Source organism: Micromonospora sp. WMMD1120, from assembly GCF_029626235.1.
Lineage (GTDB): Bacteria > Actinomycetota > Actinomycetes > Mycobacteriales > Micromonosporaceae > Micromonospora.
The window spans coordinates 5,336,633-5,360,838 of the sequence record NZ_JARUBO010000005.1; the positions used below are offsets into that span (position 1 = coordinate 5,336,633).

At 71.6% G+C, this 24,206-nt stretch carries 35 protein-coding genes; 25 read left to right on the forward strand and 10 right to left on the reverse strand.

Translation table 11 applies throughout. The features are described from left to right. Positions 1-372: 372 nt before the first annotated feature. The 18 genes from O7634_RS24540 to O7634_RS24625 all read left to right on the forward strand — a co-directional run bounded on the left by O7634_RS24540 (position 373) and on the right by O7634_RS24625 (position 15,099). Positions 373-531 (forward strand): hypothetical protein, encoded by a 159-nt coding sequence (locus O7634_RS24540; RefSeq protein WP_278152484.1) that lies wholly within the window; start codon positions 373-375, stop codon positions 529-531. After that, positions 528-791, forward strand: a complete 264-nt coding sequence (locus O7634_RS24545; protein ID WP_278152485.1) for a hypothetical protein — start codon at positions 528-530, stop codon at positions 789-791. Before O7634_RS24540 ends, O7634_RS24545 begins: the two co-directional genes overlap by 4 nt. A 183-nt stretch (positions 792-974) precedes the next feature. Next, entirely contained in the window at positions 975-2,573 is a 1,599-nt protein-coding gene (locus O7634_RS24550) for a terminase (RefSeq protein ID WP_278152486.1), read from the forward strand. 70 nt (positions 2,574-2,643) lie between these two features. Beyond that, positions 2,644-5,775 (forward strand): phage portal protein, encoded by a 3,132-nt coding sequence (locus tag O7634_RS24555; RefSeq protein WP_278152487.1) that lies wholly within the window; start codon positions 2,644-2,646, stop codon positions 5,773-5,775. Between the two features lie 38 nt (positions 5,776-5,813). After that, on the forward strand, positions 5,814-6,155 hold the full coding sequence (locus O7634_RS24560; protein ID WP_278152488.1) for a hypothetical protein: 342 nt from the start codon (positions 5,814-5,816) through the stop codon (positions 6,153-6,155). A 2-nt stretch (positions 6,156-6,157) separates the two neighbouring features. After that, positions 6,158-6,481, forward strand: a complete 324-nt coding sequence (locus O7634_RS24565) for a hypothetical protein (protein ID WP_278152489.1) — start codon at positions 6,158-6,160, stop codon at positions 6,479-6,481. A gap of 12 nt (positions 6,482-6,493) precedes the next feature. Continuing rightward, positions 6,494-7,075 carry a hypothetical protein gene (locus tag O7634_RS24570; protein WP_278152490.1) on the forward strand — a complete coding sequence of 194 codons (582 nt, stop codon included), beginning with the start codon at positions 6,494-6,496 and terminating at the stop codon, positions 7,073-7,075. A gap of 3 nt (positions 7,076-7,078) precedes the next feature. Continuing rightward, positions 7,079-7,483 (forward strand): hypothetical protein, encoded by a 405-nt coding sequence (locus tag O7634_RS24575; RefSeq protein ID WP_278152491.1) that lies wholly within the window; start codon positions 7,079-7,081, stop codon positions 7,481-7,483. Positions 7,484-7,486: 3 nt separating this feature from the next. After that, positions 7,487-7,891, forward strand: a complete 405-nt coding sequence (locus O7634_RS24580) for a hypothetical protein (protein WP_278152492.1) — start codon at positions 7,487-7,489, stop codon at positions 7,889-7,891. Between the two features lie 13 nt (positions 7,892-7,904). Further along, a complete protein-coding gene (locus O7634_RS24585; protein WP_278152493.1) occupies positions 7,905-8,252 on the forward strand; it encodes a hypothetical protein in 348 nt (115 codons plus the stop codon). Between the two features lie 31 nt (positions 8,253-8,283). Continuing rightward, entirely contained in the window at positions 8,284-8,415 is a 132-nt protein-coding gene (locus O7634_RS24590; RefSeq protein ID WP_278152494.1) for a hypothetical protein, read from the forward strand. A 6-nt stretch (positions 8,416-8,421) separates the two neighbouring features. Beyond that, on the forward strand, positions 8,422-8,835 hold the full coding sequence (locus O7634_RS24595) for an HK97 gp10 family phage protein (RefSeq protein WP_278152495.1): 414 nt from the start codon (positions 8,422-8,424) through the stop codon (positions 8,833-8,835). A 1-nt stretch (position 8,836) separates the two neighbouring features. After that, complete coding sequence (locus O7634_RS24600; RefSeq protein ID WP_278152496.1) at positions 8,837-10,453, forward strand: hypothetical protein; 1,617 nt, start codon at positions 8,837-8,839, stop codon at positions 10,451-10,453. Then, complete coding sequence (locus O7634_RS24605) at positions 10,450-13,077, forward strand: hypothetical protein (protein ID WP_278152497.1); 2,628 nt, start codon at positions 10,450-10,452, stop codon at positions 13,075-13,077. Before O7634_RS24600 ends, O7634_RS24605 begins: the two co-directional genes overlap by 4 nt. Before the next feature lie 10 nt (positions 13,078-13,087). Next, positions 13,088-13,540 carry a hypothetical protein gene (locus O7634_RS24610; RefSeq protein WP_278152498.1) on the forward strand — a complete coding sequence of 151 codons (453 nt, stop codon included), beginning with the start codon at positions 13,088-13,090 and terminating at the stop codon, positions 13,538-13,540. 10 nt (positions 13,541-13,550) lie between these two features. Continuing rightward, positions 13,551-14,327, forward strand: a complete 777-nt coding sequence (locus O7634_RS24615; RefSeq protein ID WP_278152499.1) for a hypothetical protein — start codon at positions 13,551-13,553, stop codon at positions 14,325-14,327. 271 nt (positions 14,328-14,598) lie between these two features. Next, positions 14,599-14,835 carry a hypothetical protein gene (locus O7634_RS24620; protein ID WP_278152500.1) on the forward strand — a complete coding sequence of 79 codons (237 nt, stop codon included), beginning with the start codon at positions 14,599-14,601 and terminating at the stop codon, positions 14,833-14,835. A gap of 3 nt (positions 14,836-14,838) precedes the next feature. Further along, complete coding sequence (locus O7634_RS24625; RefSeq protein WP_278152501.1) at positions 14,839-15,099, forward strand: hypothetical protein; 261 nt, start codon at positions 14,839-14,841, stop codon at positions 15,097-15,099. 121 nt (positions 15,100-15,220) lie between these two features. Here the strand turns inward: O7634_RS24625 and O7634_RS24630 are convergent, their stop codons facing one another. Then, positions 15,221-15,451 carry a winged helix-turn-helix domain-containing protein gene (locus tag O7634_RS24630; protein ID WP_278152502.1) on the reverse strand — a complete coding sequence of 77 codons (231 nt, stop codon included), beginning with the start codon at positions 15,449-15,451 and terminating at the stop codon, positions 15,221-15,223. Between the two features lie 144 nt (positions 15,452-15,595). Here O7634_RS24630 and O7634_RS24635 point away from each other — a divergent pair, with 144 nt between their 5' ends. Together O7634_RS24635 and O7634_RS24640 are read left to right on the forward strand one after the other, a co-directional pair. Continuing rightward, on the forward strand, positions 15,596-15,754 hold the full coding sequence (locus tag O7634_RS24635; protein WP_278152503.1) for a hypothetical protein: 159 nt from the start codon (positions 15,596-15,598) through the stop codon (positions 15,752-15,754). After that, positions 15,751-15,921 carry a hypothetical protein gene (locus O7634_RS24640; protein ID WP_278152504.1) on the forward strand — a complete coding sequence of 57 codons (171 nt, stop codon included), beginning with the start codon at positions 15,751-15,753 and terminating at the stop codon, positions 15,919-15,921. The genes O7634_RS24635 and O7634_RS24640 overlap by 4 nt, the downstream gene beginning before the upstream one ends. 433 nt (positions 15,922-16,354) lie before the next feature. Here the strand turns inward: O7634_RS24640 and O7634_RS24645 are convergent, their stop codons facing one another. The 7 genes from O7634_RS24645 to O7634_RS24675 all read right to left on the reverse strand — a co-directional run bounded on the left by O7634_RS24645 (position 16,355) and on the right by O7634_RS24675 (position 19,016). Continuing rightward, on the reverse strand, positions 16,355-16,777 hold the full coding sequence (locus tag O7634_RS24645) for a hypothetical protein (protein ID WP_278152505.1): 423 nt from the start codon (positions 16,775-16,777) through the stop codon (positions 16,355-16,357). 95 nt (positions 16,778-16,872) lie between these two features. Then, positions 16,873-17,694, reverse strand: coding sequence for a DUF2637 domain-containing protein (locus O7634_RS24650; RefSeq protein WP_278152506.1), 822 nt, complete (start codon positions 17,692-17,694; stop codon positions 16,873-16,875). After that, positions 17,691-18,065 (reverse strand): hypothetical protein, encoded by a 375-nt coding sequence (locus tag O7634_RS24655; RefSeq protein ID WP_278152507.1) that lies wholly within the window; start codon positions 18,063-18,065, stop codon positions 17,691-17,693. Before O7634_RS24655 ends, O7634_RS24650 begins: the two co-directional genes overlap by 4 nt. Next, positions 18,062-18,259, reverse strand: coding sequence for a hypothetical protein (locus tag O7634_RS24660; RefSeq protein ID WP_278152508.1), 198 nt, complete (start codon positions 18,257-18,259; stop codon positions 18,062-18,064). Before O7634_RS24660 ends, O7634_RS24655 begins: the two co-directional genes overlap by 4 nt. Next, a complete protein-coding gene (locus tag O7634_RS24665; RefSeq protein WP_278152509.1) occupies positions 18,256-18,504 on the reverse strand; it encodes a hypothetical protein in 249 nt (82 codons plus the stop codon). Before O7634_RS24665 ends, O7634_RS24660 begins: the two co-directional genes overlap by 4 nt. Then, positions 18,501-18,764 carry a hypothetical protein gene (locus O7634_RS24670; RefSeq protein ID WP_278152510.1) on the reverse strand — a complete coding sequence of 88 codons (264 nt, stop codon included), beginning with the start codon at positions 18,762-18,764 and terminating at the stop codon, positions 18,501-18,503. Before O7634_RS24670 ends, O7634_RS24665 begins: the two co-directional genes overlap by 4 nt. 75 nt (positions 18,765-18,839) lie before the next feature. After that, a complete protein-coding gene (locus tag O7634_RS24675; RefSeq protein ID WP_278152511.1) occupies positions 18,840-19,016 on the reverse strand; it encodes a hypothetical protein in 177 nt (58 codons plus the stop codon). Positions 19,017-19,245: 229 nt separating this feature from the next. Here O7634_RS24675 and O7634_RS24680 point away from each other — a divergent pair, with 229 nt between their 5' ends. Beyond that, positions 19,246-19,572 (forward strand): hypothetical protein, encoded by a 327-nt coding sequence (locus O7634_RS24680; protein WP_278152512.1) that lies wholly within the window; start codon positions 19,246-19,248, stop codon positions 19,570-19,572. Positions 19,573-19,651: 79 nt separating this feature from the next. Here O7634_RS24680 and O7634_RS24685 read toward each other — a convergent pair whose 3' ends face one another. Then, entirely contained in the window at positions 19,652-19,978 is a 327-nt protein-coding gene (locus tag O7634_RS24685) for a hypothetical protein (RefSeq protein WP_278152513.1), read from the reverse strand. 274 nt (positions 19,979-20,252) lie between these two features. Between O7634_RS24685 and O7634_RS24690 the strand changes: the two genes are divergently transcribed. The 3 genes from O7634_RS24690 (at position 20,253) to O7634_RS24700 (ending at position 22,663) form a co-directional block, all read left to right on the forward strand. After that, on the forward strand, positions 20,253-21,107 hold the full coding sequence (locus tag O7634_RS24690; protein ID WP_278152514.1) for a helix-turn-helix transcriptional regulator: 855 nt from the start codon (positions 20,253-20,255) through the stop codon (positions 21,105-21,107). A 65-nt stretch (positions 21,108-21,172) separates the two neighbouring features. Then, positions 21,173-22,117 (forward strand): NADP-dependent oxidoreductase, encoded by a 945-nt coding sequence (locus O7634_RS24695; protein WP_278152515.1) that lies wholly within the window; start codon positions 21,173-21,175, stop codon positions 22,115-22,117. Positions 22,118-22,162: 45 nt separating this feature from the next. Next, positions 22,163-22,663 (forward strand): cupin domain-containing protein, encoded by a 501-nt coding sequence (locus O7634_RS24700; RefSeq protein WP_278152516.1) that lies wholly within the window; start codon positions 22,163-22,165, stop codon positions 22,661-22,663. Between the two features lie 62 nt (positions 22,664-22,725). Here the strand turns inward: O7634_RS24700 and O7634_RS24705 are convergent, their stop codons facing one another. Then, a complete protein-coding gene (locus tag O7634_RS24705) occupies positions 22,726-23,646 on the reverse strand; it encodes an NAD(P)H-binding protein (protein ID WP_278152517.1) in 921 nt (306 codons plus the stop codon). Positions 23,647-23,671: 25 nt separating this feature from the next. On the opposite strand from O7634_RS24705, the gene O7634_RS24710 reads away from it, so the two are divergent. Further along, entirely contained in the window at positions 23,672-24,184 is a 513-nt protein-coding gene (locus tag O7634_RS24710; RefSeq protein WP_278152518.1) for a VOC family protein, read from the forward strand. Positions 24,185-24,206: the final 22 nt, after the last annotated feature.

Below are 24,206 nucleotides of genomic sequence, written 5' to 3' on the forward strand. Positions count from 1 at the left end.
ACCTCGTCCCTCGTCCCGATCTCGTCCCACCTCGTCCCGGACGAACTGATGGACCTCGTCCCCTCGTCCCGTCGTATAGGGACGAGGACGAGGGACGAACTCCGGACGGACCCACAACCCCAAACCTCAGGGACGAACTCGACGCCCGACTCCAAGCGGCCGTAGCCGAGACCGTCCGCCGGCGACAGGCGAAGCGCGAGGTACGCCGCCAGCTCGACGAGGCGCGCGTCATCGGTCTACAGCGACGCCACCACGCCAAGCTCCACGGACGGAAGGACCGACCCAGCCAATGACCATCGAGATCGGCCCCAACCTCGCACTCATCCTCGCCGGCGCCCTGTTCGTCGCCCTCATGATCGGAGCCCTGAAGCAGTGAGCGACCGACTGACCCGCTGCCGGTACATCCGCCGCAACAGCCTCCAGTGCACGGGCGAAGCCGTCGACCCAGACGGGGAGATCCTGCTCTGCGGCAAATACCTGGCCCGAGCACTCCAGCTCGTACAGATCCACATGGCCAGCGCACGACCATGAGCCGATCCTGGGAAGGCGGCAGCACCAGGGCCTGGCGACGCACCCGCGCCCTGGTGCTCGTGCGCGACGGGTACCTCTGCCAGCTGCGCCTACCCGGGGTGTGCACCACCACCGCCACCCACGTTCACCACACCGCAGGCCGCAGCGTCACAGGCGACGACCCTGCCTACCTCGTGGCCAGCTGCGCACCGTGCAACCTCAAGCTCGGCGACCCGACCAAGCTCGCCGACCGACCCAACAAGGCGGTGACCAAGTGGTGATGTACGAGCCAACGGACAGGCAGCGCCGCTGCCGAATCTGCGGTCGACGGATGCTGATGTGGCGGTGGCGTTGGGCACATCGCCGATGCGTCCGATGACCTGCGGATTTTCCCCACCAGGGGACCCCACGGACACCCCGCCCTGTCCCTTTTCTCTCTCTCCCGCCTCGGATGGTGACTCGTAGTGACCGTGTTGGCCCAGGTTCCGGCTCGGCTCGGCTCGACCGCGCCCCGGTTGATCACGCCGCCGCTCGTGACCGGTCCGCCTGGGCCGTGTGGCTGCGGGTGCGCGCTGACGGCGGCGACGTCGTACGGGTTCGCGGTGATCGACTTCGCCCGCGACAAGCTGGGGATGCCGCTCGACCCGTGGCAGGAGCGGGCGGTGATCCACGGCGGGGAGTTGCTGCCGGACGGGCGCCCGCGGTTCCGGACCGTGCTGGTGCTGGTCGCCCGGCAGGCCGGCAAGACGCACCTGCTGACCGTGCTGGCGCTGTTCTGGCTGTTCGTCGAGCGGTGGCCGCTGACGCTGGGCATGTCGACGATGCTCGAGTACGCCCGCGAGTCGTGGGACCAGGCGCGGGTGATCGCGGAGGACGTCGACGAGCTGGCCGCGCAGCTGCCGCGCAACGCGGTCAAGGAGGGCAACAACGACGTACGGCTGCTGACGTCGCACGGGACCCGGTACAAGATCGCGGCGGCGAACCGGCGGGGTGGCCGGTCGCTGCGGATCGACCGGTTGATCATCGACGAGCTGCGGGAACACGCAACGTGGGTGGCGTGGAACGCGGCAACGAACGCGATGAACGCCCGCCCGTTCGGTCAGGCGTGGTGCATCACGAACATGGGCGACGACACGTCGGTGGTGCTGAACTCGCTGCGGCAGTCGGCGAAGGACTTCATCGAGTGGTGGGACGAGGAGTCCGGGCAGCGCGGTGTGGCCGAGCTCCTGGACGCCCCGGACATGGTCGGCGACTACCGGCTCGGGCTGCTGGAGTGGTCGGCGCCGGAGGGCTGCGACGTCGACGACCCGGACGCGATCGCCGCGGCGAATCCGAACGTCGGCCGGCGGCAGCACTGGGATGACCTGCTCGGCCCGGCCCGTCGGGCGAAGCGCGCCGGCGGGGAGGAAGAGGCCGGGTTCCGTGCGGAGGTGCTGTGCCAGCGGGTGCCGCTGCTGAACCCGGCGATCAACCCGGGCGACTGGAAGGACTGCCGGGACGTCGGGGACCTGGACGCGGTGCGCGGCCGGCTGGCGGGGTGCATCGACCTGAACCCGGACGGTACGCACGCGACCCTCGCGGTGGCCGCTGTCCTCGATGACGAGCGCGTGCGGGTGGAGACCGTGCACGAGTGGTCCGGGCCGGACGCGGCGGCGCAGCTGGAGCGGGACCTGCCCGGCTGGGTGGAGAAGCTGAAGCCGCGGGTGATCGGCTGGTTCCCGGCGGGCCCGGCCGCCGCGGTGGCGGCGAAGGTCGCCGACCGGCGCAAGGAGGGCGTGCGGGGGTGGCCGCCGCGCGGTGTGCGGGTGGAGGACATCCGGGGCGAGACGACGGCGGTGTGCATGGGTCTGGTGAAGGAGGTGAAGGCGCGCACGCTGGCGCACTCCGGCCAGGACATGCTGGACGACCAGGTCGCCGGCGCGGAGAAGCTGAAGCGCGGCGACGGGTGGGTGTTCACCCGGGCGGGCGGTCCGGCGGACGCCGTGTACGCGGTCGCGGGTGCCGCTCACCTGGCGCGCACGTTGCCGAAGCCACGGAAGGTGTCACGGCGTACGCACAGTTGAGCCGAAGAATCGAAGGTTTGTGACCGTTCAGACTGATGATTCTTCGGCATGATCATGTACGCTCCGGGCCATGGGGTGGCTCTCAGCGGTCGGGCAGCAGTTCCGAGACCTGCTGTCGCTGCCCCAACCGCTGGCCCTCGACGAGCCGGCGACCGCCGAGTTCGACTCGCCGGCCCGCCCGATCGACCGGCTGATCCTGGAGATGAGCGCGGCGATGCCGGGCCGGGTGTCTCGGTCTGATGCGCTGTCGGTGACGGCGGTGAAGAAGGGCCGGAACGCGCTCTGCTCGGTCGCCACGCTGCCGCTGGTGCAGTACAGGGGCCTGGATATCGTCCGCTCGCCGTTCCTGGAACAGATCGACCCGGACGTCGCCAACGTGGTCACGTTGGCGCAGACGATCGAGGATCTGGCGTTCGACGCCATCTCGTGGTGGCTGATCACCGCGCAGGACTTTGCCGGTTACCCCATCGCCGCGCGGCACCTTGACGTGGCCACGGTCAGCCTCGACCCTCCGGCCAACCAGCCGAACCCGTTCCCGTCCGGCCACGACGCCCGCGGCGTGAAGATCGTGTGGGTGGCGGGCGTAGCCACGCCGGCGGACAAGCTGATCCGGTTCGACTCGCCGAACCCCGGCCTGCTGTCGACGGACTCCCTGGTGGTCAAGCGGGCGCTGCTGCTGAACCGGCTGGCCACCACGTACGCGGACAACCCGCGCCCTCTGGACCTGTTCACGGACTCCGACGACATGAGCGTCGACCCGATGAAAGACGAAGAGATCGACTCGTTCCTCGCCGACTGGAAGGCCGCCCGCAAGCGCGGCAGCACCGCCTGGGTGCCGGCCACCGTGAAGCGACTCGACGTCAACGCCCCGTCCCCGGCCGAGCTCCAGCTCGTCGAGCTTCAGCAGCAGGTGACGCTGGAGATCGCCAACGGCCTCGGTGTGGACCCCGAGGACCTGGGCGTCAGCACCACCAGCCGCACGTACTTCAACGCGCAGGACAGACGCACCACGAAGATCAACGAGACGTACGCGCCGTACATGTCCGCGATCACCCAGCGGCTCTCGATGGGCGACGTCACCAGGCGTGGCCACGCCGTGCGGTTCGACCTGACGGACTACCTGAAGCCCGACCCGGCCGGGCAGATCGCCTACTGGAAGGGCCTGTACGACATGGGAGCGATCGACTCCGACGAGGTCCGCGCGATGGCCCAGCTGTCCGGCCCGGCGCCGAAGAAGAAGCCCGCCCCGGCGCCGGCCCCGCCCGCCGACCAGGACGAGACCAGCGGCGGCGAGTCCGCCGAGCCGGAGCAGGTCGACGCCGCCGCCGAGCCGGCCGGGCGGACGTTCGACGCGCAGTCGGCGGTGACGTTCGACGCCGAGGTGCTCGGCTTCACCGTCGACACGCAGCGCCGCACGATCGAGGGCCTGGCCCTGCCGTACGGCAAGACGGCCACCAAGTACGGCGTCAAGTTCCTGTTCGAGCCGGGCTCGCTGAAGTGGTCCGACCCGGGCCGGGTCAAGCTGCTGCGCGATCACGACTACCGGCAGCCGCTCGGCAAGGCCATCGAGCTGACCGACACCCCGCGCGGCCTGAAGGTCAAGTTCAGCGTCGCGCCCGGCGCGGCCGGCGACGAGGCGTTGGCACTGGCCGAGCACGGCACCCTCGACGGGCTCTCCGTCGGCGTGGACTTCGACATGGCGGCCGACACGGTGCCGGACGACAAGAACAAGGGCACGGTGCGGGTGCGCCGGGCTGACCTGCGGGAGACCAGCATCACGGCGGTCCCCGCGTTCGACGACGCCCGCGTCGCCAAGGTGCGGGCGCAACGAGATGGAGGATCCGGGATGCCGGACGAGCACGAGTCCGCCGAGACTCAGACCACGCCGCCGGCCGCCGGTGGCGTCAACCTCAACCAGGACCAACTGACCGCGCTGCTCCAGCGGCCCGGCGCCATCCAGGCGCTCGTCGCGGCCCAGCAGACGCCGCAGCGTCCCACCGCCCCGGAGGGCGGTCTGGTGCTGTCGGCCGAGCAGGTCGACGGGCTGATCCGCAGCGGCAAGTTCACCACCCTGCTCGGCCTGCCGCAGGTGACCCCGGCGCCGGCCGCCGAGCCGGAGAAGCGGGCGACTGTCGACCCGACCCGGCGCACCGTGACCGCCAGCGTGAAGGACGAGATGCCGTACCGGTTCGACCGGCAGGGCAACCTGGCCCGGGGCACGCACGACTTCTCGACCGACCTGATCGCCGGCAGCAAGGGCGACATGGCCGCGCTGGAGCGGGCCCAGGGCTTCATGCGGGAGAGCTTCGAGCGGGAGATGACCGCGGCTCAGTTCGACGTCGACCGGGCCGACGTAGGCGCGCTCAACCCCAACCGCAACCGGCCCGACATGTACGTCGACCAGCGCGAGTACCAGTACCCGGTGTGGTCGGCGGTCAACAAGGGCACCATCGCCGACGCGACCCCGTTCGTGCTGCCGAAGTTCAACAGCGCCTCGGGCATGGTCGCCAACCACACCGAGGGCACCGAGCCGACCCCGGGTGCGTACACCGCCACCTCGCAGACCATCACCCCGTCGGCGGTGTCCGGCAAGGTGGAGATCACCCGCGAGGCGTGGGACCAGGGCGGCAACCCGCAGCTCTCCGGCATCATCTGGCGGCAGATGGTCCGCGCCTGGTACGAGTCGCTGGAGGCCGCCGCGGTCGCCGTGCTCGACGCCGCGACCCCGACCGCCATCGCGCTGACCGCCGGCGGCGGCACCACCGGCCAGACCCTCGACGGGGAGATCACCGCCGCGTTCGCCGGCCTCCAGTACATCCGGGGCGGCTTCTCGATGGACACCATGTTCACGCAGATCGACCTGTACAAGGCGATGGTCGCGGCGAAGGACACCACCGGCCGCCGGCTGTACCCGGCGCTGGGCCCGTCGAACGCGTCCGGCACGGCCAGCTCGAGGTACGCGGCGATCGACGTCAACGGCGTGACCGCGCTGCCCGCGTGGGCCCTCGCCGCGACCGGCTCGGTGGTGGCGAGTTCCTACCTGTTCGACCGGGAGGTCGTGCACGGCTGGGCGACCGCCCCGCAGCGCCTGGAGTTCCAGTACCGGGTCGCGTACGTCGACCTGGCGATCTGGGGCTACAAGGCCACCGCCATCACGGACATCAACGGCGTCCGCGAGATCACGTACGACCCGGTGCCGTGAGCCAGCCCGGACTGACCGAATCGAGCAGGGAGACGCCGATGGCGCAGACAGGATCGCGGGCGGTCGGGGCGCAGAGCACCCCGGCGCCGCAGACGCAGACGACCCCGAAGACCGACGCTGACCGGGTGCGGGAACTGGAGGTGGAGAACGCGCAGCTGCGCGAGAAGCTGTCCGCTGCCGGCAGCCCGGCCCCGGCCGCAAAGCCGACCGAGCCGAAGTTCACCTTCAGCGAGGGCCAGCGCGACGAGCTGGAGCGCACCGGTCGGACCGTCAGCCCGTTCACCGGCAAGCGGTACGTCGGCACCAGCGTGGACGACGCGCGGGAGGCCACGGCGGAAGAGTTCGCCAAGGCCAAGCCCGCCAAGCCGGCCGAGAAGTAACGATGACCGACTACGCGGCGGTCAGCGTCGCGAGCAGCCAGGGCACCGCGGTGACCGAGCGGTCCGGGACGGCGTCGGCGGACACCGTGCCGGCCGGGTCGCTGGTGCTCTGGCGCAACACCGGCATCGGGGCGCACACCGTCACCCTGACCACCAACAACACGGTCGGGGACCTGGCCGTCGCCGACCGGACGATCGCTCTGGCTGCCGGTCAGGTGAAGGCCGGTCAGGTGCCGAAGGACTGGGGCGACGTCAACAAGCGGGTGCAGGTCGCGATCGACGGCACCGCGTCCGAGGTCAAGTACTACGTGCTCGACGGCAACTGAGGAGACGCGGCCGTGCCCTGGAAGCCTGACTACGTCGCCGCCGAGGACGCCGCGGTGTTCATCCGCAGCCGCAACCCCGGCGACGAAGCGGAGTTGGCGACCTGGTGCACGGCCGCGTCCCGGGCGATCGACACCCGGTGTAACCGGCAGTTCGGGAAGGTCGACGCCCCGCAGGTGCGGACGTACCGCCGGCCGGCGTCGTACGACGTGGTGTCGGGGCTGTGGCTGCTGGAGGTCGACGACGTCCAGGACGTCACCGGCCTGACCGTCGGCGGGGTGGCGTACGCGTCGAGCGGCGCCACGTTGCTGCCCGACAACGCTGCGGCCGATGGCAAGCCGTACGAGCGGTTGGGCTTTACCGACTACCCGGACGGCCCGGTCGTCGTGTCGGCGCTCTGGGGCTGGTCTGCGGTGCCCGCCGGCGTCATCGGGGCGTGCAAGCTCCAGGTGTCCCGGTGGGACTCGCGCCGCGACTCGCCGTACGGGGTGGCGGGGTCACCGTCGACCGGGTCGGAGCTGCGGCTGCTGGCCCGCCTCGACCCGGACGTCCACACCGCGCTGGCCGGTCTGTCCCGGCGTCGACGGGTGGGCTGAGCCGTGGACCTGATCGCCGTCGCCGACGAGCTGGGCGCCGCACTGAAGACGATCGACGGGCTGACCGTGCCCGAGTGGGGCGAGCAGCGGGTGTCGCCACCGTTCGCGCTGATCCCGCTACCCGAGATCGCCTACGACATGGCGTACGGCCGGACCGGTTGGCGGATCGAGGACTGGCCGCTGATGGTGCTCGTCGATCGACCGGTGAAGCCGGAGTCACGCCGCGCCGTCGTTGAGTACGCCGCCAGGTCCGGTCCGCTGTCCGTCAAGGCGGCGATCGAGGGCCACACCTACACGACCTGCGACACGGTCCGGGTCGCCTCGTGCGACTTCGACGAGGCCACATACAACAACGTCCCCTACCTGGCGGCGACGTTCCACCTCGACATCAGCGGAAAGGGCGCGTAGGCCATGGGCTGGCAGCACGGCAAGGACACCAACATCACCGTCGCCGGTGACGACATCTCGGAGTGGACGAACACGTCCGAGATGACCCGCGGGGCGGCCGGGCACAACGTCACCATGTACGGCAAGAACGCCGAGGTCCACACCGGCGGCCTGAAGAACGGTCAGTTCACCTGCGGCGGCACCTACGACAACGAGGCAGCGACCGGCCCGCACGCGGTACTCAACCCCCTGGTCGGCACGGTCGTGGAGATCGTGCGGCAGCCCGAGGGCCCCGGCGTGGGCAAGCCGGAGCAGACCTTCGACGCGCTGCTGACGCAGTACGTCGAGACCAACCCCGTGGCCGACATGGTCACCTGGTCGGCCCAGTTCACGATCAGCGACGACGTCGTCGACACGACCCAGGCGTAAGGAGAGATCACCGGTGGCGATCGACAAGGCGGCACTGCTACAGCCGCGGCTCACCGAACAGGACGTCGAGCTGCCCGGGCTGGGCACGGTCCGCATCCGCGCGCTGACCCGCGCGGAGGTCCTGAGGATCAGCAAGGCTATGAGCGACAGCAAGGCCAACCCGGCGGACGTGGAGGCGTTGTCGCTGTCGACGGCGCTTGTGGATCCGGAGCTGACCGAGGACGAGGTGCGGCAGTGGGCTCTGGTCGCCCCGTTCGGCGAGATCGAGACGCTGAACTTGGCGATCAACGAGCTGTCCGGCATCGCCGGCCGCGCCGACAAGGAGGCGTACAAAAGCCCTCCAGGCGAATCCGGATCTTGAGTTCGACTTCGTCCTGGCCGAGAAGCTCGGCATGACGGTGGCCCGGATGCGGGCCGAGATGACGAACGACGAGTACGTGCAGTGGTCCGTCTACTTCGCGCGCAAGGCGCAGCGCCGGCAGCTCCAGGACCTGATGGCGCAGGGACAGCAGCGGGGAAGGTGAGCGGGCGTGACCGAGCCGATCCGGATCGAGGGCCTGAACGAGTTCAACCGGGCTCTGAAGAAGCTCGACGCGGACGCGCCGAAGGGCTTGCGGCTGGCGCACAACGAGGCCGCGCAGATCGTGGTCGACGCCGCCCGGCCGATGATGCCCAGCCGCACCGGCCGGGCACGGGCCGCGGTCAAGGCCCGCTCGACGCGCACCGCGACCCGGGTGTCGGCCGGGTCCGCGCGGGCGCCGTACGTGCCGTGGCTGGACTACGGCGGCGAGGGCCGGGTCAAGGGCCGCCCGGCGCACCGGGAGTTCCGCAAGGGCGGCAGGTACGTGTACCCGGCGTTCCACGCCAAGCGCGACGACGTCCAGGGCGCGCTGGCGGGCGCGTTGCTGAAGGTCGTGTCGGACGCCGGGCTGGAGGTGGACTGACGTGGCGGGCAACGCGGTAACCCTCACCTTCGCCGGCGACGCGACGAAGCTCGCGAAGGCCGCCGACCAGGCCACCAAGGCGACGGAGAGCGTCGGCGACGCGGCGCAGCGGGCAAGCCGGCAGACCGACCAGGCCGGCGCGGCAGCGGGCGCGTACGGCGACCGGATGGCCCGCGTGGGCGCGAGCGCGGCTGGCATGTCCGCCGCGATCGGCGACGCCGGCGGCACCGTGTCCGCGCTGTCCGCGCTTCAGAACCGCAGCGCGGACCGGGCCCAGGCGCAGGCACGCGCGCTGGCCGACGTCGAGCAGGCCGGCCTGGACGCCGACCAGGCCCTCGGCGACCTGAAGCAGGCGCAGATCGACCTCAACCAGGCGCAGGTCGACTCGCGGCAGGCCGGGGCGGACGCGGAGCAGGCCCTGCTCGACGTGAAGCAGGCCGGCATCGACGCGAAGGTCGCCCAGCAGGACTACGCCGCCGCGGTCAAAGAGCACGGCAAGGGGTCGGTCGAGGCGAAGCAGGCCGCCCAGGACCTCGCCCAGGCCCAGCTCGACCTCAAGCAGGCCGGCATCGACAGCCAACAAGCCCAGGTTGACCTGACCCAGGCCAACGAGGACGCCGCCCAGGCCGGCCGCGACATGGCCCAGGCCAACCGCGACGCCAAGGACGCCCAGCTCAACCTCAACGACGCGCAGCGGGCCGCCGACCCGTCGACCCTGTCCCGGTGGGGGACGGAGATCGAAACGGTGTCGACGGCCGCGCTGGGACTGGTCGGCATCGTGAACCTGCTCGCCATGGCCAACGGTGCCGTCACCGCATCGGCGGTCAAGTCGGCCGCGGCGATGACCATCGCGAAGGTCGCGACGATCGCCGGCGCCGCCGCCACGGCCATCGCGACCGCCGCGCAGTGGGCGTGGAACATCGCCCTCGCGGTGGCCACAGCGCCGATCACCCTGGTCGTCGCCGGCCTGGCCGTGCTGGCTGCCGGGATCGTGTGGGTGGCCACGCAAACGACGTGGTTCCAGGACATCTGGAACGTGGCGTGGGCCGGGATCAAGGCCGCCGCCGAGTTCGTCTTCAACTGGATCGTCGGCGGCTGGAAGTGGGTCTACAAGACCTTCACCACCGGCGTGCGGGCGTGGTGGGACCTGTTCTCCGGCTTCTGGACCGGGGTCGGTCGGATGGCCGGCCGCTGGCTCGACTACACGATCGGCCTGCCCGGCCGCGTCGGCCGCGCGTTCCTCAAGATCGCCGGGTACATCAGCGCCCCGTTCCGCAACGGCTTCAACGCGATCTCCCGCGCCTGGAACAACACCGTCGGCCGACTGCACTGGACCGTGCCCGGCTGGGTGCCCGGCATCGGCGGCAACAGCGTGGGCGCCCCACGCCTGCCCACGTTCCACTCCGGCGGCCGAGTGCCCGGCACCCCGGGCACACCGGTGCCGATCCTCGCCCTGGCCGGTGAGGAGGTCTCGTCGCGCAGCGCCTCCGGCGGCGGGGATCTGCGGCTGGTGCTCGACTCGGCCGGGTCCCGGCTCGACGACCTGCTTGTTGAGGTGCTCCGTGCCGCCATCAAGCGCGGCGGCGGCAACGCCCAGGCTGTGCTGGGGTCCCGATGAAGCGGTGGCAGTACCGCGTGGAGATCTACGCCGGGCCGACGCTCGGGTGGGTCAACATCACCGCGGACGTGCGGGGGTCGCTGTCGATCACCCGAGGTCGGTCGGGTGAGGGGTACCGGGCCGACCCGGGCAAGTGCGGGTTCCGCCTGGACAACCGCACGGGCCGGTACAGCCCGCGTAACCCGCTGTCCGATCTGTACGGGCTGATCGGGAAGAACACCCTCGTGCGGGTGTCCGCCGGGCCGATCGGCGGGTCCCTGGTGGGCCGGTTCTTCGGCGAGATCCCGTCGTGGCCGCCGCGGTGGTCGCTGTCGGGCGCCGACCGGTACGTCGACCTGGACGCCGCCGGTTTGCTGCGCCGCTTCCGCCAGGGTGACCAGCCGGTGCTCTCGCCGATGCGCCGCACGATCGAGGGCTCGAACCCGGTGGCGTACTGGCCGGGTGAGGACGGCGAGCTGTCCGGGCAGGCGGGCGCCGCGACGTCCGGGCTGTCGCCGCTGGTCGCGTCGGGCAGCGTGGAGTTCAAACCGGTCGAGAACTACACCTTCGCGGCGTCGAGCACGGTGTTTGGCACGACCGCCCTCGCGGACCTGGCCGCCGGCGGGAAGCTGTCGGCGCGGTTGTCGGCCGACGCCACGGCGGCCACCGCCGGCGGGCCGTGGACGGTGCACACGGCGATCCTGGTGGACAACCTCGGGACGCTGTCGGGTGACGTGGTGCTGCTGGAGTGGACGACCAACGGCGGCACCTACACCCGCTGGCAGATCAAGGTCACCACCACCGCGCGGACGCAGCTGGTCGGGATCACGTCGGCCGGTGCGTCCACCCTGCTGATCGACCATCCATCGGCGTCGCCCACGTTCCACCATTTCGCCGGGTCCGCGTCCGTGTCCGGAGGCACGGTCACCGCACGGCTCCAGACCTCCAACGGCGTCAACCTCACCACCACGTTCGCGGGGTCGCTGGGCGGCGTGACCTCGGTGACCGTGAACGCCACCGGGGTGACGTCGTCGAGTCCGATGCCCGCCGGGCACGTCGCCGTCTGGGTGGCAGCGCCGATCCCCGTGGCGATCGTCGGCGCCACCGACTCGTACGGCACGTTCGTGCGGGAGTCGCGCCGCTCGAACCTGGGTGAGGCGGCAGTCGACCGGCTGATCCGCCTGGCTGCGGAGATCGGCCTCGACCTCGACGCCGCACCGGCCGACCCGGGTCACGTCTCGCGCATGAACGTCCAGCTGGCCGCGTCGACCACGTCCGCGATCGACGACGCCATCGCCGTCGACGGCGGGCTGCTCTACGAGTCCCGCGACTCCGGCGCGCTGGCGTACCGGACCCGCAGCGAGCTGTACAACCAGACGCCGGTCGCCATCGCGTACGCCGGGCAGACGGGCGAGCCGTTCGACCCGGTCGACGACGCCGACGACGTGCGCAACAGCATCACCGTCGAGCGGCGCGACGGGTCATCGGCGCGAGCCGTCCAGCTCACCGGGCCGCTCGCCGCCGCGGTGCCACCGGACGGGGTGGGCATCTACACCACGTCGGAGACGCTGAACCTACTCGACGACGGCGAGCTGGGCGACCAGGCCGGCCACCGGCTGCGCCTGGGCACCGTGGACGAGCCGCGCTATCCCGCGATCACCGTGCAGCTCTCCGCCCCCGACTGGGTGGCCGCGCCGACGCTGCGCGCGCAGCTGCTCGCCCTGGACGTCGGCGGCGTCCTGGAGGTGGCCGGCCCGCCCGTGTGGGTGTCCGGGCGGGTGCGCACGCTGGTCACCGGCTACACCGAGACGATCGACGAGTTCCTGTGGTCGATCACGTTCAACGGCCCGCCGGCCTCGCCGTGGGACGTCGCCGAGGCCGGCGGGCCGCAGCGCGCAGCCGGCGAGGGGTCAACCCTGGCCGCGAACCTGACCAGCACGGGCACGGTTGTCACGCTGTCCAACACCGTCGCGAACGGACCGTGGACCTGGGACCCCACCGACTACCCGCTGGACGTCAGGGTCGGCGGTGAGCAGGTCCGCGCGGACGCCCCGGGCACAGTGCTCAACCCGACGACGGCATGGTTCGAAACCAGCACGGCTGGCTACGTCGCGGCCGGCAGCACCCTGACCTGGCAGGCCGCCGGCCGGCCGGGCACACCCCACGGTGCGGCTCGGGTCAACCCCGACGGCGTGACAGCGGTCGGCGGGATCTACTCGCCCGCCATCGCGGCCACCGCCGGCACCGCCTACCGGATTACCGGGTGGGTCCGCGCCGACACCGCCACCGTGCAGATCAGCATGGCCGTGGACTGGCAGACGTCCGGCGGCGTCTACATCAGCACCTCGTTCGGCACGGTGACCGCCCTGCCGGTCGGCGTGTGGACACCGCTTGTCCTGGTTGCCACCGCGCCCGCGACCACCGGGCTGGCGGTGCCGCGCGGCCGGCACCAGGGCACCCCGGCGGCGTCGGCAACGTGGCGGATCAGCGAGTTCACGCTGGTCGCGGACTCCACCGCCACCGGGTCAGGCGCGTTCCAGCGGCTCTCGTGCTCGGCGTCCGGGCGGGGCGTCAACGGCAGCCAGCGGGCCTGGCCGACCGGCACCGACGTCAACGTCTGGCTGCCCGCAGTCGCGGCGCTCTGAGAGGACACCCATGGGAATCCAGACCGGCAACTACCTCACCCCGCAGCGGCTGAACACACGCTCCGTTCGGGCCCGGCGCACCAACACCTTGTCGCTGTCGTCCGGGGCGGTCACCGCGATCTCATTCGACGCCGAGGACTTCGACAACTCGTCGATGTTCGCCGCGACGTCCACGATCATCACGCTGCCAATCGGTGGCCTGTGGGGCTTCGCCGCCGGTGGGGTGTTCGCCTCGAACGGCACCGGCCTGCGGCGGCTGTTGGTCGACGTCAACGGCTCGGGAACGTATCCGTGGATCGACTCCCGGTCGGCCGTCAGCGGCGACAACACGGCCATCACCCTCTCCGACACCCACGTTGCGGCGGCCGGCGACCAGTTGCAGTTGTTCGCCCACCAGAACAGCGGCGGCGCGCTCAACCTTTTGGCCGGTGTCCGCTTCAGCGCCTGGCTGATCGAGTTCTGAGGAGACGCTCATGGCCCGCGCCGCGAACATGCAAGCCCTGACCAACGACGTCAAGCGCGAGTTTCCCGGCGTGGTCGTCTACGGCATCGGCGACGCCGCGCACAAGCTCCGGGCGTCGGACCACAACGAGGACGACACCACGGGCAGCCGGGCCGCACAGTCCGACCCGGATGGCCGGGCGGAGCACCGGGCGATCGACATCATGCTCGGCAAGGCGTTCACGAAGGCCGACGCGGACGCCTTGGTCGCGCGCCTGGTCGCCGATCCGAGGGCACGCGGCCGGATCTACTACGTGATCTGGAACGGCTACATCTGGTCGCGGTCCAACGGGTGGCGCAAGACGAAGTACACCGGCTCCGACCAGCACACCGACCACATCCACGTCTCGGGGTGGGCGGCCGACGACGAGAACACCGCGAGCTGGCCCGCCGTGGCCACGAGGGAGGACGACATGGACACCACCGAGCGCGGTTGGTTGCAGCAGGCCACAACCGATATCGCCTGGCTCAGGGACTACGTCCAGAAGGCGCTGAACGGCGCGGAGAAGGCGTCGGGGGGCGAGCACATCGAGTTGCAGAAGTGGGTCCGGGAGGGGCAGCGGGATCGGGCCGCGATCCTGACCGCGCTCGGCCAACTCGCCGGCAAGGACTTCACCGACGAGGCCGCCATCGTCACGGCCGTCCTGGCGGCGCTGACACCGGGGGCCATCGCCAACGCGATCCCGCCGAACGTGGCCGAGCAGGTCGCCGACGAGCTGGCCGCGCGCCTGGGCCGGGCAGATGAGTGACCGCAGAGCGCATCCGGCAGACCTTCAGGGACTGGTCCTGCGTCCTGCTTGGCCTGGGGATCATCTGCCACCAGGCGTTCGTCGTGCCGCCGGGGCAGGCGTCGGAAATGCTCGTACTGGCCGGGATCACGCTGCTGACCGGTCCGGCCCTGGGTGGAGCTATCGGCCTGCGCCGGGAGGCCAACGGAGCCGGATCTGGCTCTCCGTCGTCGCCCTCATCATCGGCGTCGGCATCCTCGTCGGCGCCGGCCTCTTCCGGGGTGGGTGAGCCGTGACGTTCAACGGATGGCGGGTGCTGGTCGCCGTGCTGCTCGCCGCGCTCGGGTCATCCACCGTGTCGATCATCTACAGCAACGAGGCCGCCCGGCAGTCGGAACGGAAGTTGTGCGGCGTGGTGAGCACCCTCGACGACGCGTACCGGCAGACCCCACCACAGACCCCCGCCGGGCAGAAGATCGCCCGCGACGTTCGGCAGCTGCGCGCCGAGTTCGGCTGCCCAACCCTGTAGGAGATGACCATGTCCATCCCGTCCGTCAAACCCGACTCCGACTCCACTGAGCCCCTGGTGACCGTCGGCGTCATCACCGCCGCGGTGACCGCCGTGCTCGGCCTGCTGGTGGCGTTCGGCCTGCCGATCTCCGACGACCAGCAGGCGCGGATCCTCGGCGTGATCGCCGTGGCCGCCCCGTTCGTCGTGGCGTTCTGGGGCCGCCGTCAGGTGTACGCCCCGGCGACGGTGGCCCGGCTGCTGGGTGGTCGCTCATCGCGGTGAGGAACGCCGGAGGACCGGCCGGCACCCGCCCCGGTGGGCCACCCGGACCGTCCGGACCGTCCGGGCCACGACCGAAGTAGCGACGACGCCCGTCAGCAGGCATCCAGCCCGCAGGCGGGCGTCACTCGTCGGGACCCTCGACGAACACACCGGCGCCGGGAACGCCGTAGGTCAGGCCGCGCTCCCGCAGCAGGATGTGCACCTTTGCGATGGTGCCCACCGCCACCGAGTACAGCTCGGCGAGTTCCCGGCTCGACGGCAGCTTCGTGTGGGGCGGGTACTCGCCCGACGCCATCCGGGCCGCCAGATCATCGGTGATCTGTTGGAAGGTCATCCGGCGTGCGGGCGGCATGGCAGTTACTCCTGAGCGTTGACGGCCAGGAATTGCATCATGCGGACACTCGGGCAGCAACGGCGTGTGCAGCCTCTGTGCATAGCCTGTAGAGGCTGTATAGGCTGCATAAGGTGACCGCCTGACTCGGGAGAGTGATCACCGATGCCGCTGTGGACGTTCCTGCGACGTAAGCGCAAGCACCCCAACGACCAGGCCGGACCGGCCGCCGAGCGCGCAGAGCAGCAGGCCGCGGTACGCCGCCTGCGCGCCGCAGCCCGGCAACGCCAGGCCGAGCACCGCTACGAGTGGCAGCCCCGATGACCGATCAGGTGCCGGCGCCGGACGAGGTGGAGCGCCTGGAGGTCGGCATCGACCGCGGCGGCAAGCGGGTCCTGCGCAGCTCCCACCGGCCCGAGCAGCAGATCATCGTAGGCCGCGAGGCGTGGACGGCGTTCCTCGCCAGCATCCGCAGCGGCCAGGACTACTGATGCACGGGGGCGTCGACACGGCCCCTGGCCGGCCAGCGCCCAGCGGCCCGTCCCGCTGCATGGGCTGCGCGTCCTGGATGGAGCACGGCCACGACTGCGGCGGCGACAAGATCCGCGCGCAGGGCCTCGGGTGGTGGTGCGACTGCCCCGAGGACGAGTGCCGGCGGCGCCAGGCAGGGGAGTGGCCGGCCGAACCGGCGCGCCGGCCGACGGGGCGATCCCGGAAGGCTCGGCTGAAGACGTGACGCGCGGGGACCGTCGATGGGACAGATCAACGACGGTCCCCGCGTTTCGAGCACCCCGCCAGCCGGCCAGGCCGGTCATACTGGCGGCATGAGTGCAGGTGGCTGGAGGCTCAACCCGCCCGCGTCCTACCGGCGGGCCAGCTGGCGCGACCGGCTACGCCTGGCGCTGGCCCGGGCGGTCCGCCGGGTCACTGCGAGGTCGTGAGCCTGCACTGAACCTGGCCGGCGGCGCGCTCCCGCGCCACCTTCGCCCCGTCGGTGATCTCGCACCGGAACAGGTCGGTGCGGTGCCCGGTCGCGGTGATGGTGACCTCGATCTTCAGCCCGGACGTGTAGTCCAGCGTCTGCCGGTACGGGCCGCTGGCGATCTTCTCCCGCGTGTGGTCGCCCCGGGCCTCGCCGACCTTCGACGCGCGCACCCACACGTCGTACGGGCCGGTGGCCTCGGTGATCTGGATGACGACGGTCCGCTTCGCCTTCGGGTCGACGGCGCGGTCGTCCGCCGGCCGGTCGCTCTTGGTGCCTTCGCCCTCGCAGGCGAGTACCGCGGCGAGCGCGGTCACGACTGCGGCGACCTTGACGGCGCGGCGCGTGCGGTTGGTCTGGTGCATGGTCCGTCCTCCTGTGCGTTGGGTGTTGGTGAGGGGCGGCGGGTGGGTCAGCGCCCGCCGCCCCGGCTGTGGAGATCCGCCGGTCGCCGGCGGATTCAGCGCTTCGTCGCGGCGGCGATCCGGCCACCCAGCTCGACGAGGCAGATGGAGGCGACGACCACCAGGCCGTCGACCGACAGGGGGAGCAGGTACTGGGCGCCGCCGGTCTCGCCGTAGCGGGACGCGACGGCCGCCATGTGCCAGTAGCTGACCCACGCGGCGATGCCGGCGATCAGCGCGGTGGCGATCCACCGGCCGACCGCGAGGGTCCGGCGGTGCACCGGCACCCGGGAGATCAGCTCGACGGTCAGCAGCAGGGCCAGCGGGGACCAGGCGGAGATGACCTGCGAGATCAGCTCGTCGCGGGCGTGCAGCACGTTCCCGGCGATCGACGCGGCGACGCCGAGCGCGAGGACGGCCCGGACCGCCCACCGGACCCGCAGGAGCTGGTCGCGCTCGCCGGGCGTGACCGGGTGTCCGTCCGTGGCGACCTGCGGCGACGCTTCCCGGCTCGGGTCGCGGTCGGGCTGCTGCGGCGCGGCGGGCGTGCCCGGGTCCGTGCCCGGGCCTGCGGTGGGCTCAACGAACACCGGCCGCAGGTTCGGGCCACACTCGGGACGCGGGCCCGGGTCCGGGGCCGCGACGAGAGGCAGCTCCAGGGCGGCCGCCGCGACCGGCGTGCCCTGGTCGACGGCCCCGCCGTCGGCGCGGAGCAGGTCGAGCAGCTCGCCGGCCTTCGGCGCTCCGATCCGGAACTCGCGCATCAACCGGTTCCGCGACGGGACCTCGTCCAGTCGCTTCGTGAGCGCCTGGGCGGCCGGCAGCAGCTTGTCCACAGGCTGGGGGTAGCGGGTGCCGTTGACGGCCGGCGCGGTCACTGGGCATCACCGCGCAGCCAGGCCTCGACCTCGTCGACGAGCTGCCCGCCGTCGACGTCCGCGAGGGGCGTCGCGCCGGCCGCCTTGGCCACGTCGAGCAGGTCGTCACCGGACTGCTCGCGGATCATCTCCTCGAGGAGCGACGGGTCACCGTCCTGCGCCGCCTCGGCCGCCCGGGCCAGCCGGGCGATCTGCTCGTCGCGCTGCTGGTGCCGGCGGCGCTCTTCGGCCTCGCCGACCTTCATGCCGAGGTCGAAGCCCTCCATCAGCTTTTCCTGCGCCGCGTACCGGGCGCGGCGCGCCGACCGCACCGGCGGACGCGCGCCCGGGCGCTGACCGGCTGGCCGCCACCACCGCTCTGCCCGGCTCACCGGACGCCCCGCTCGTCGACGAGGACGTCGACCAGGCGGACGACCGCACCGAACCGGCGATGGGCAGCCCGGCCCGCCCGGCGGCCCTCAACGGAGGTGAGGGGGAGCCGGGCGAACTGCCGCTCGGCCTCGCCGTACCGGGCGACCATGGCGACGATCGCGCGCCGCAGCTGCACGCGGCGGGCCCGGCTCACTTCGCACCGCCGCGGATCGCCTTGACGTAGTCGTCCAGCCACGCGGGCAGGCACTCGCAGTCGGTCTCGTCGTTGTGGTGGAAGCCGATGCACCGGTCGTCGACGCACCCGCACCGGTCGCCGCCCCACGGCTGGTCGCCGAAGTAGTGACGGGTGTAGCCGGCGATCGTGGTGCGTTCGCGGGCGGTCTCGCCGAACCACCACCACCTGATGATCTCGCGGGCCTGCTTCGTCAGCGTGCTCACTGTCCACCGCCGAGGTTGCCGGTGCGGTAGACGTAGACCTCGGAGCATGTGCGGTCGACGCCCGGCGCCATCTCGATCCGGTAGGCCGTCATGTCGGCCGCCCACGCCGCCGCGATCACGTCCGGCTCGTGGGCGTCGCAGGCGTAGACCGACGCGTCGAGGGAGCCGAAGGCGTCGCCGGCGGGGTCGGGGGTGTAGATCTCGATGCGCCCGGTGGCCGGCTGGTCGCACACGGGCAGGGGGAACGGTATCTTCTTCACGGGTCGCCTCCACGGGGCGGTCAAGTCGTCCCTGGGCGGTGGGTGAGATCACCGTCCCGGGGGCGCGTTACTGGGTCAGCGGCGCCGGTAGCGGTTCGCCGTGATGAGCGTCTGCGGGATCCACACCGCGGCGAGCGCGATGATCACCGAGCCGCGCGGGTCCCACTCCAGGCCGAGCATCGCGGCCAAGCCGAGGACGAACGCGACGCCCAGCGCCACTGCGATCAGGAGAGCTACGAAGACGGTCTTCACGACTGGCCACCCCTTGGCGTCGTGGGCACATCCTGGGCACATGGCACCGGGAGCCCGCGCGATTTGATGAGAGATAGCGAGTGGCCGTTGTGGCTGCTCACAGGCCCTTTCGAGCCGTCACCGCAGGTCAGCGACCTGCGCGATTCTCTTCAACGCCAAGTGACGCTCTGCGTCGGGGTGCGCCCGACGTGGTCGGGTTTAGATGGATCGAAGGTGGGCAGTCTGGACGGTGCGGATTGACGTCAACGAACCGGACGCTGTCGAATTGTTCTGGGATGGGATGCGGGAGGCTGCCGCCGCCGCTGCCCGGCACCAGGACGACGGCCTGTACCGGGCCATCGTCAAGATCGGTAAGTCGGCGCTGGCGCAGGGCGTCGAGCTGGTGCCGTCCAGTGGCTTCTTCCTCAAGTGCCCGGTGTGCAGCGCGCAGTCCGGCCAGCGTTGCGTCAACGCGCCCGGCCACCCCCTCCAGGAGAACCGACTCCACCCCGAGCGCGTCGAGTTGAGCGCGAGGACGATCAGGGGAGAGGTGCCTCTCCCCGAGCCACTCGGCTGACGCCCGCGCGCGTCCGCCGCCACTGTCGGATCACATGCTGAAGAACAGACGCCAGAAGTGTTCTGATCAGTGCGCCGTCTCACAGCCGCTGTTGCCACCAGGGGGCGCTCGGGTCGGCCCAGGGGTTGGCGAGTGTTCTGCTGAGGAACCGGTCGTCGGCCGCTTCGACGACCGATCTGAGCTCGCGCGCGGTTCGTCGAGGTAACGCCCGTAGGGCGAGGTCCAACACGTGGCGATGGTGCGAGGTGCAGCCGCACGGGCACCCGCCGAACTCGTCCAGCAGGTCGCTGGCCGGTCCACGCGCCTGCCGGCTCCAGCCGCGGAGGGCGCGGGCGATGTCGCCGAGGCGTAACCGCTTGTCCCGGCGCTCCAGCCGGACGATGTCGGCCGCGACTTTGCCGGACACGCCGGGAATGTGTCCGCGACGGTCGTGTGCCTGTCGACGACTGGGTGTTGCGGCGCGTAGCGCCGCCGGCCGTCTACGCGGCACGGTCCCTTCGTTGCACAGCCATGCGGGGAATTCTCACACACATCGACAGTGGGGCACCTGCGATTATCCTGGCGCGGGTCGGACCGAGGAATGGGACCGCGTGGTCGAGGGCGCGGCGTCCGCCGGCCGGCGCTGCCCGCCGTGATCCCTGCCACCCGCGCCGAGTGCCTCGTCGGGGCACACTTGCCCGGTGGAACGTCAGGAGTTCGGTGCCGCCGTGCGCCAGTTGCGGGAGAGCACCGCCCCGGAGAGGGTCGGCCTGCCGGTCGGCCGTCGACGGACGCGGGGGTTGCGGCGGGAGGAACTCGGCGAGCTCGCCGGGATGTCCGCGGACTACGTACGCCGGTTGGAGCAGGGGCGCAGCCATCCGTCGGCCGGGGTGGTGAACGCCATCGCCCGCGCCCTGCGGACCGGTCGGGCCGAGTACGAGAGGCTCTGCGCGCTGGCCGGGTACGCCGCCGCGGACGGGCAGGTGCCGACCGAGGTCGGTCCGGGTGCGATGCGGTTGCTCGAGCGGTTCGGCGACACTCCGATGTTCGTGTCGGACGCGGCGATGAACCTGGTCGCCGTGAACGGGGCCTTCCTGGCGCTGGGGCACTGGCAGCTCACCGGTGACCCGTGGGAGTGGAACATCGCCTGGCGGTCGTTCTGCGATCCCTTCGACGGTTTCAAGCAGTCCGCTGCCGACGCGACCGATCATGAGGCGGTCCTGGTCGCCCGGCTGAGGAGCGCGCGGTTGCGCTACCCCGCCGACGCGTCGCTCGCCGCGCTGGTGGACGAGCTGCGCAGTCGCAGCCGCCGGTTCGACGACCTGTGGCGGGTGCCGCGAGCGGTGGTCGCCCACGAGAGCAGTGCCGCGTTCATCCATCCCGACGCGGGGGCGGTCACGCTGCTCGGCAGCATGCTCGCCATCCCGGGCGACGACCTGGCGGCGCTGATGCTCACCGCGGCGCCCGGCTCGGCCGACGCGGCGCGTCTCGCCGAGATCGTCGGTGCTGCCGTCGAACCGACCATCGTCAGGGTGGGCCAAGCCGGCCCAGGCTAACCGCGCCGACTCCGGCCAGATTGGGTGACGTCCGCGAGCGACACCCGACGAGAGCAGGTCCAGTGATGAAGGCAGTACGTTTCCACGAGTTCGGCGGTCCCGAGGTCCTCCGCTACGAGGATGTCGACCGGCCTACCCCGGGTGCCGGTCAGGTCCGGATCCGGGTTGCCGCGACGTCGTTCAACGGTGTCGACGGCAACATCCGGGCCGGCTTCATGCAGGGTCCGATCCCGGTCGAGCTGCCGCACACTCCCGGCCTCGACGTCTCCGGCACCGTCGACGCGGTGGGTGACGGCGTGCATGACGTCGCGGTCGGCGACCGGGTCGTCGGCTTCCTGCCGATGACGGGGACGGGAGCGTCCGCGGAGTACGTGATCGCGCCGGCGGAGATCCTGACCGGGGCACCCGGGAACATCCCGTTGGCCGACGCGGCGGCGCTCCCGCTGGTGGGCCTGACCGCGTGGCAGGCGCTGTTCGACCACGGCAAGCTGACCGCCGGCCAGCGGGTGCTGATCAACGGCGCCGGAGGTGCGGTCGGCGGCTACGCCGTGCAGCTGGCCAGGGAGATCGGCGCCCGGGTGATCGCCACGGGCAGCCCGCGCAGCGTCGAGCGGGTCAGGGCGGCGGGTGCGGACGAGGTGATCGACCACACCACCACCGACGTGACAGCGGCGGTGACCGAGCCGGTCGACCTGGTCCTCAACCTCGCGCCGGTCACCCCGGAGCGGTTGGCCGCGCTGGTCACGGTGATCCGCGACGGCGGCACCCTGGTCAACAGCACCGTCTGGATGCCCGCTCCCTCCGACGAGAGGCGCGGGGTACGGGGCATCGACATGTTCGTGCGCAGCGACGCCGACCAACTCGCCGACCTGGTCGCCCGCGTCGGCACCGGTGAGCTGCGCGTCGACGTCGGCGAGCGGGTGCCGCTGGCCGATCTGCCGGCCCTGCACGCGCGGGCCGCCGAGAATGAGTTGCCGGGCAAGGTCGTCGTCCTCGCTCCCACGGCCTGAGCCACCCGAGTCGCTGTAGCACCGAAGCCTCGAAGGAGAACCAGAGTGATTCCCGACGACGATCCGTCCCGTTCGCTGACCGTGGCCGACCCCGACGATCCCGGTACGACCTACATCTCGTTGGTCGGCAACACCTACGGCATGTTGATCACTGGTGAGCAGACCAACGGCAGGTACTGCCTGATCGACATGCGCGTCCCCGACGGTGGCGGGCCGCCGCCGCACCGGCACGACTTCGAGGAGATGTTCACGATCCTGGAGGGCGAGATCGAGTTCACCTTCCGGGGTGAGCGGCACACCGTACGGGCCGGCTCCACTGTCAACATCCCGGCCAACGCGCCGCACCACTTCCGCAACGTCTCGGGAGCGCCGGCCCGGATGCTCTGCATGTGCACACCGGCCGGGCAGGACGAGTACTTCATGCGCATCGGTGACGTGGTCGCGGGCAAGGACGCGCCGCCGCCGCGGCTGACACCGGACGAGATGGCGGAGCGCCGCCGCCGCGCGGCGGACCTGGCCTCGACGTACCGCAGCGAGTTCCTCTGACCCCGGCCTGGACGACCCGACGACGTCCGGCGGATGTCGGTTGGGTCGACCCGCGGGAACGCTCAGCGGTCGTTGTCGGCGGGGAAGGTCTCGCGCAGCGCCGCGTCCAGCGAGCGGCCGGTGGTCGGCTCGACGAACAGGTCGGTGAGCAGGAGGTCGGCGACATGGCGGGGGTTGATTCCCGACTCCTTGCCGCCGAGGGCCTGCGCCGCGCCGCCGAGGCGGAGGGCGGCCCGCGCCACGCCCGCCGGTAGGCGGGCGACGCGGCGGCGCCGACCGACCGCCTCGGCGATGCGGGCGAGCATGTCGGCCCAGGTGAGGTTGACGTCGGCGACCGGGATGTCCGCGCCGCTGGCCTGTTCCAGGGCGTCGACCGCGATGTCCGCGACGCTGCGGGCCGAGGCCGCGGCGCTGCCACCGGTGGGGGCGACCAGAGGGGTACGCGAGCGCGCCCACCGATCCAGCGGACCGGACCAGTTGGGCAGCCGGTCGCCGGCGCGACCGAAGACGAAGGGCAGCTCCAGGACGGCGACCGGCAGGTCCGGGCCGGCCGCCGCGCGCCCCTCCCGGGCCTGCTCCAGCCGGCAGCGGATGTACGTGTGCCGCTCGGCGAGACGCCACCGTGGGTGCAGCCTGTCGAAGTAGGTGTAGTAGGAGCCCATGACGACGGCCCTGGTCAGGCCCTCCAGGCGGGCGGCGGTGCACAGGCGGACCACCGGTTCGACGTTGTCCTGGCGGAACCGGGGGTAGATCGGTCGGGGCAGCGGTCGCTGCTCGTCGGTGCGGGTGGCGTACACGACACCGTCGTGGCCGGCCAGCAACGACCGCAGGTCGTCGACGGAGGCGGCGCCGACGTCGGCCAGGTGGTCGACGCCCGGTCGGGCGGTACGCGCCACGGTGGTCGCGGTGTGGCCGCGCTCGCGCAGCACGTTCACCACCTGGGCGCCGATCAGGCCACTGCCACCGATCACGAGAATCCGCACGCCGCATCGTCCACTCAGGAGGCCGGTGGCTGTCAAGTCTCCGGGCCGCGGCGGTGCGGATGCGGCGGCGGCCCGGTACGACGAGAATGTGCACCCGGAGGTGATCGCGATGAGCGCACCGGAGAGCGTGCCCCGGCTGGGGTCGGTGGTGTTCGACGGCACCGACGCGCGGGCCCTGGCGGAGTTCTATCGACACCTGCTCGGCTACGTGTACCGGCCCGGCGACGAGCCACCGGCGGCCGGTCAGGACGACGAGCGTGGTCGGGACTGGTTGGTGCTGAGGTCTCCCGACGGCGGCTCCCAGCTCGCGTTCCAGCAGGTGGACGATCTGCCGGAAGCGACCTGGCCGAAGAACGACGTCCCCCAGCAGCTGCATCTGGATCTGACCGTCGGGTCGGTGCCGGAGTTGCTGGTGCAGCACGAGCGCGTGCTGCGCCTCGGCGGCCGGTTGCGGTACGACCGCATCGAGGACCCGGAGGAACCGCTGCGCGTGTACGCCGACCCGGCGGGTCATCCGTTCTGCATACTCGTGGGGTGACGTCGGCGAGTATGCCGTCCAC

What these genes read in the sequence shown, in the direction of transcription:
- O7634_RS24630 (WP_278152502.1), bottom strand. Translation starts at nt 15,451, where the DNA reads ATGCCGCCCGCACGCCGGATGACCTTCCAACAGATCACCGATGATCTG.
- O7634_RS24545 (WP_278152485.1), top strand. Translation starts at nt 528, where the DNA reads ATGAGCCGATCCTGGGAAGGCGGCAGCACCAGGGCCTGGCGACGCACC.
- O7634_RS24605 (WP_278152497.1), top strand. Translation starts at nt 10,450, where the DNA reads ATGAAGCGGTGGCAGTACCGCGTGGAGATCTACGCCGGGCCGACGCTC.
- O7634_RS24615 (WP_278152499.1), top strand. Translation starts at nt 13,551, where the DNA reads ATGGCCCGCGCCGCGAACATGCAAGCCCTGACCAACGACGTCAAGCGC.
- O7634_RS24565 (WP_278152489.1), top strand. Translation starts at nt 6,158, where the DNA reads ATGACCGACTACGCGGCGGTCAGCGTCGCGAGCAGCCAGGGCACCGCG.
- O7634_RS24645 (WP_278152505.1), bottom strand. Translation starts at nt 16,777, where the DNA reads ATGCACCAGACCAACCGCACGCGCCGCGCCGTCAAGGTCGCCGCAGTC.
- O7634_RS24560 (WP_278152488.1), top strand. Translation starts at nt 5,814, where the DNA reads ATGGCGCAGACAGGATCGCGGGCGGTCGGGGCGCAGAGCACCCCGGCG.
- O7634_RS24625 (WP_278152501.1), top strand. Translation starts at nt 14,839, where the DNA reads ATGACCATGTCCATCCCGTCCGTCAAACCCGACTCCGACTCCACTGAG.
- O7634_RS24580 (WP_278152492.1), top strand. Translation starts at nt 7,487, where the DNA reads ATGGGCTGGCAGCACGGCAAGGACACCAACATCACCGTCGCCGGTGAC.
- O7634_RS24635 (WP_278152503.1), top strand. Translation starts at nt 15,596, where the DNA reads ATGCCGCTGTGGACGTTCCTGCGACGTAAGCGCAAGCACCCCAACGAC.
- O7634_RS24590 (WP_278152494.1), top strand. Translation starts at nt 8,284, where the DNA reads ATGACGGTGGCCCGGATGCGGGCCGAGATGACGAACGACGAGTACGTG.
- O7634_RS24555 (WP_278152487.1), top strand. Translation starts at nt 2,644, where the DNA reads ATGGGGTGGCTCTCAGCGGTCGGGCAGCAGTTCCGAGACCTGCTGTCG.
- O7634_RS24695 (WP_278152515.1), top strand. Translation starts at nt 21,173, where the DNA reads ATGAAGGCAGTACGTTTCCACGAGTTCGGCGGTCCCGAGGTCCTCCGC.
- O7634_RS24610 (WP_278152498.1), top strand. Translation starts at nt 13,088, where the DNA reads ATGGGAATCCAGACCGGCAACTACCTCACCCCGCAGCGGCTGAACACA.
- O7634_RS24640 (WP_278152504.1), top strand. Translation starts at nt 15,751, where the DNA reads ATGACCGATCAGGTGCCGGCGCCGGACGAGGTGGAGCGCCTGGAGGTC.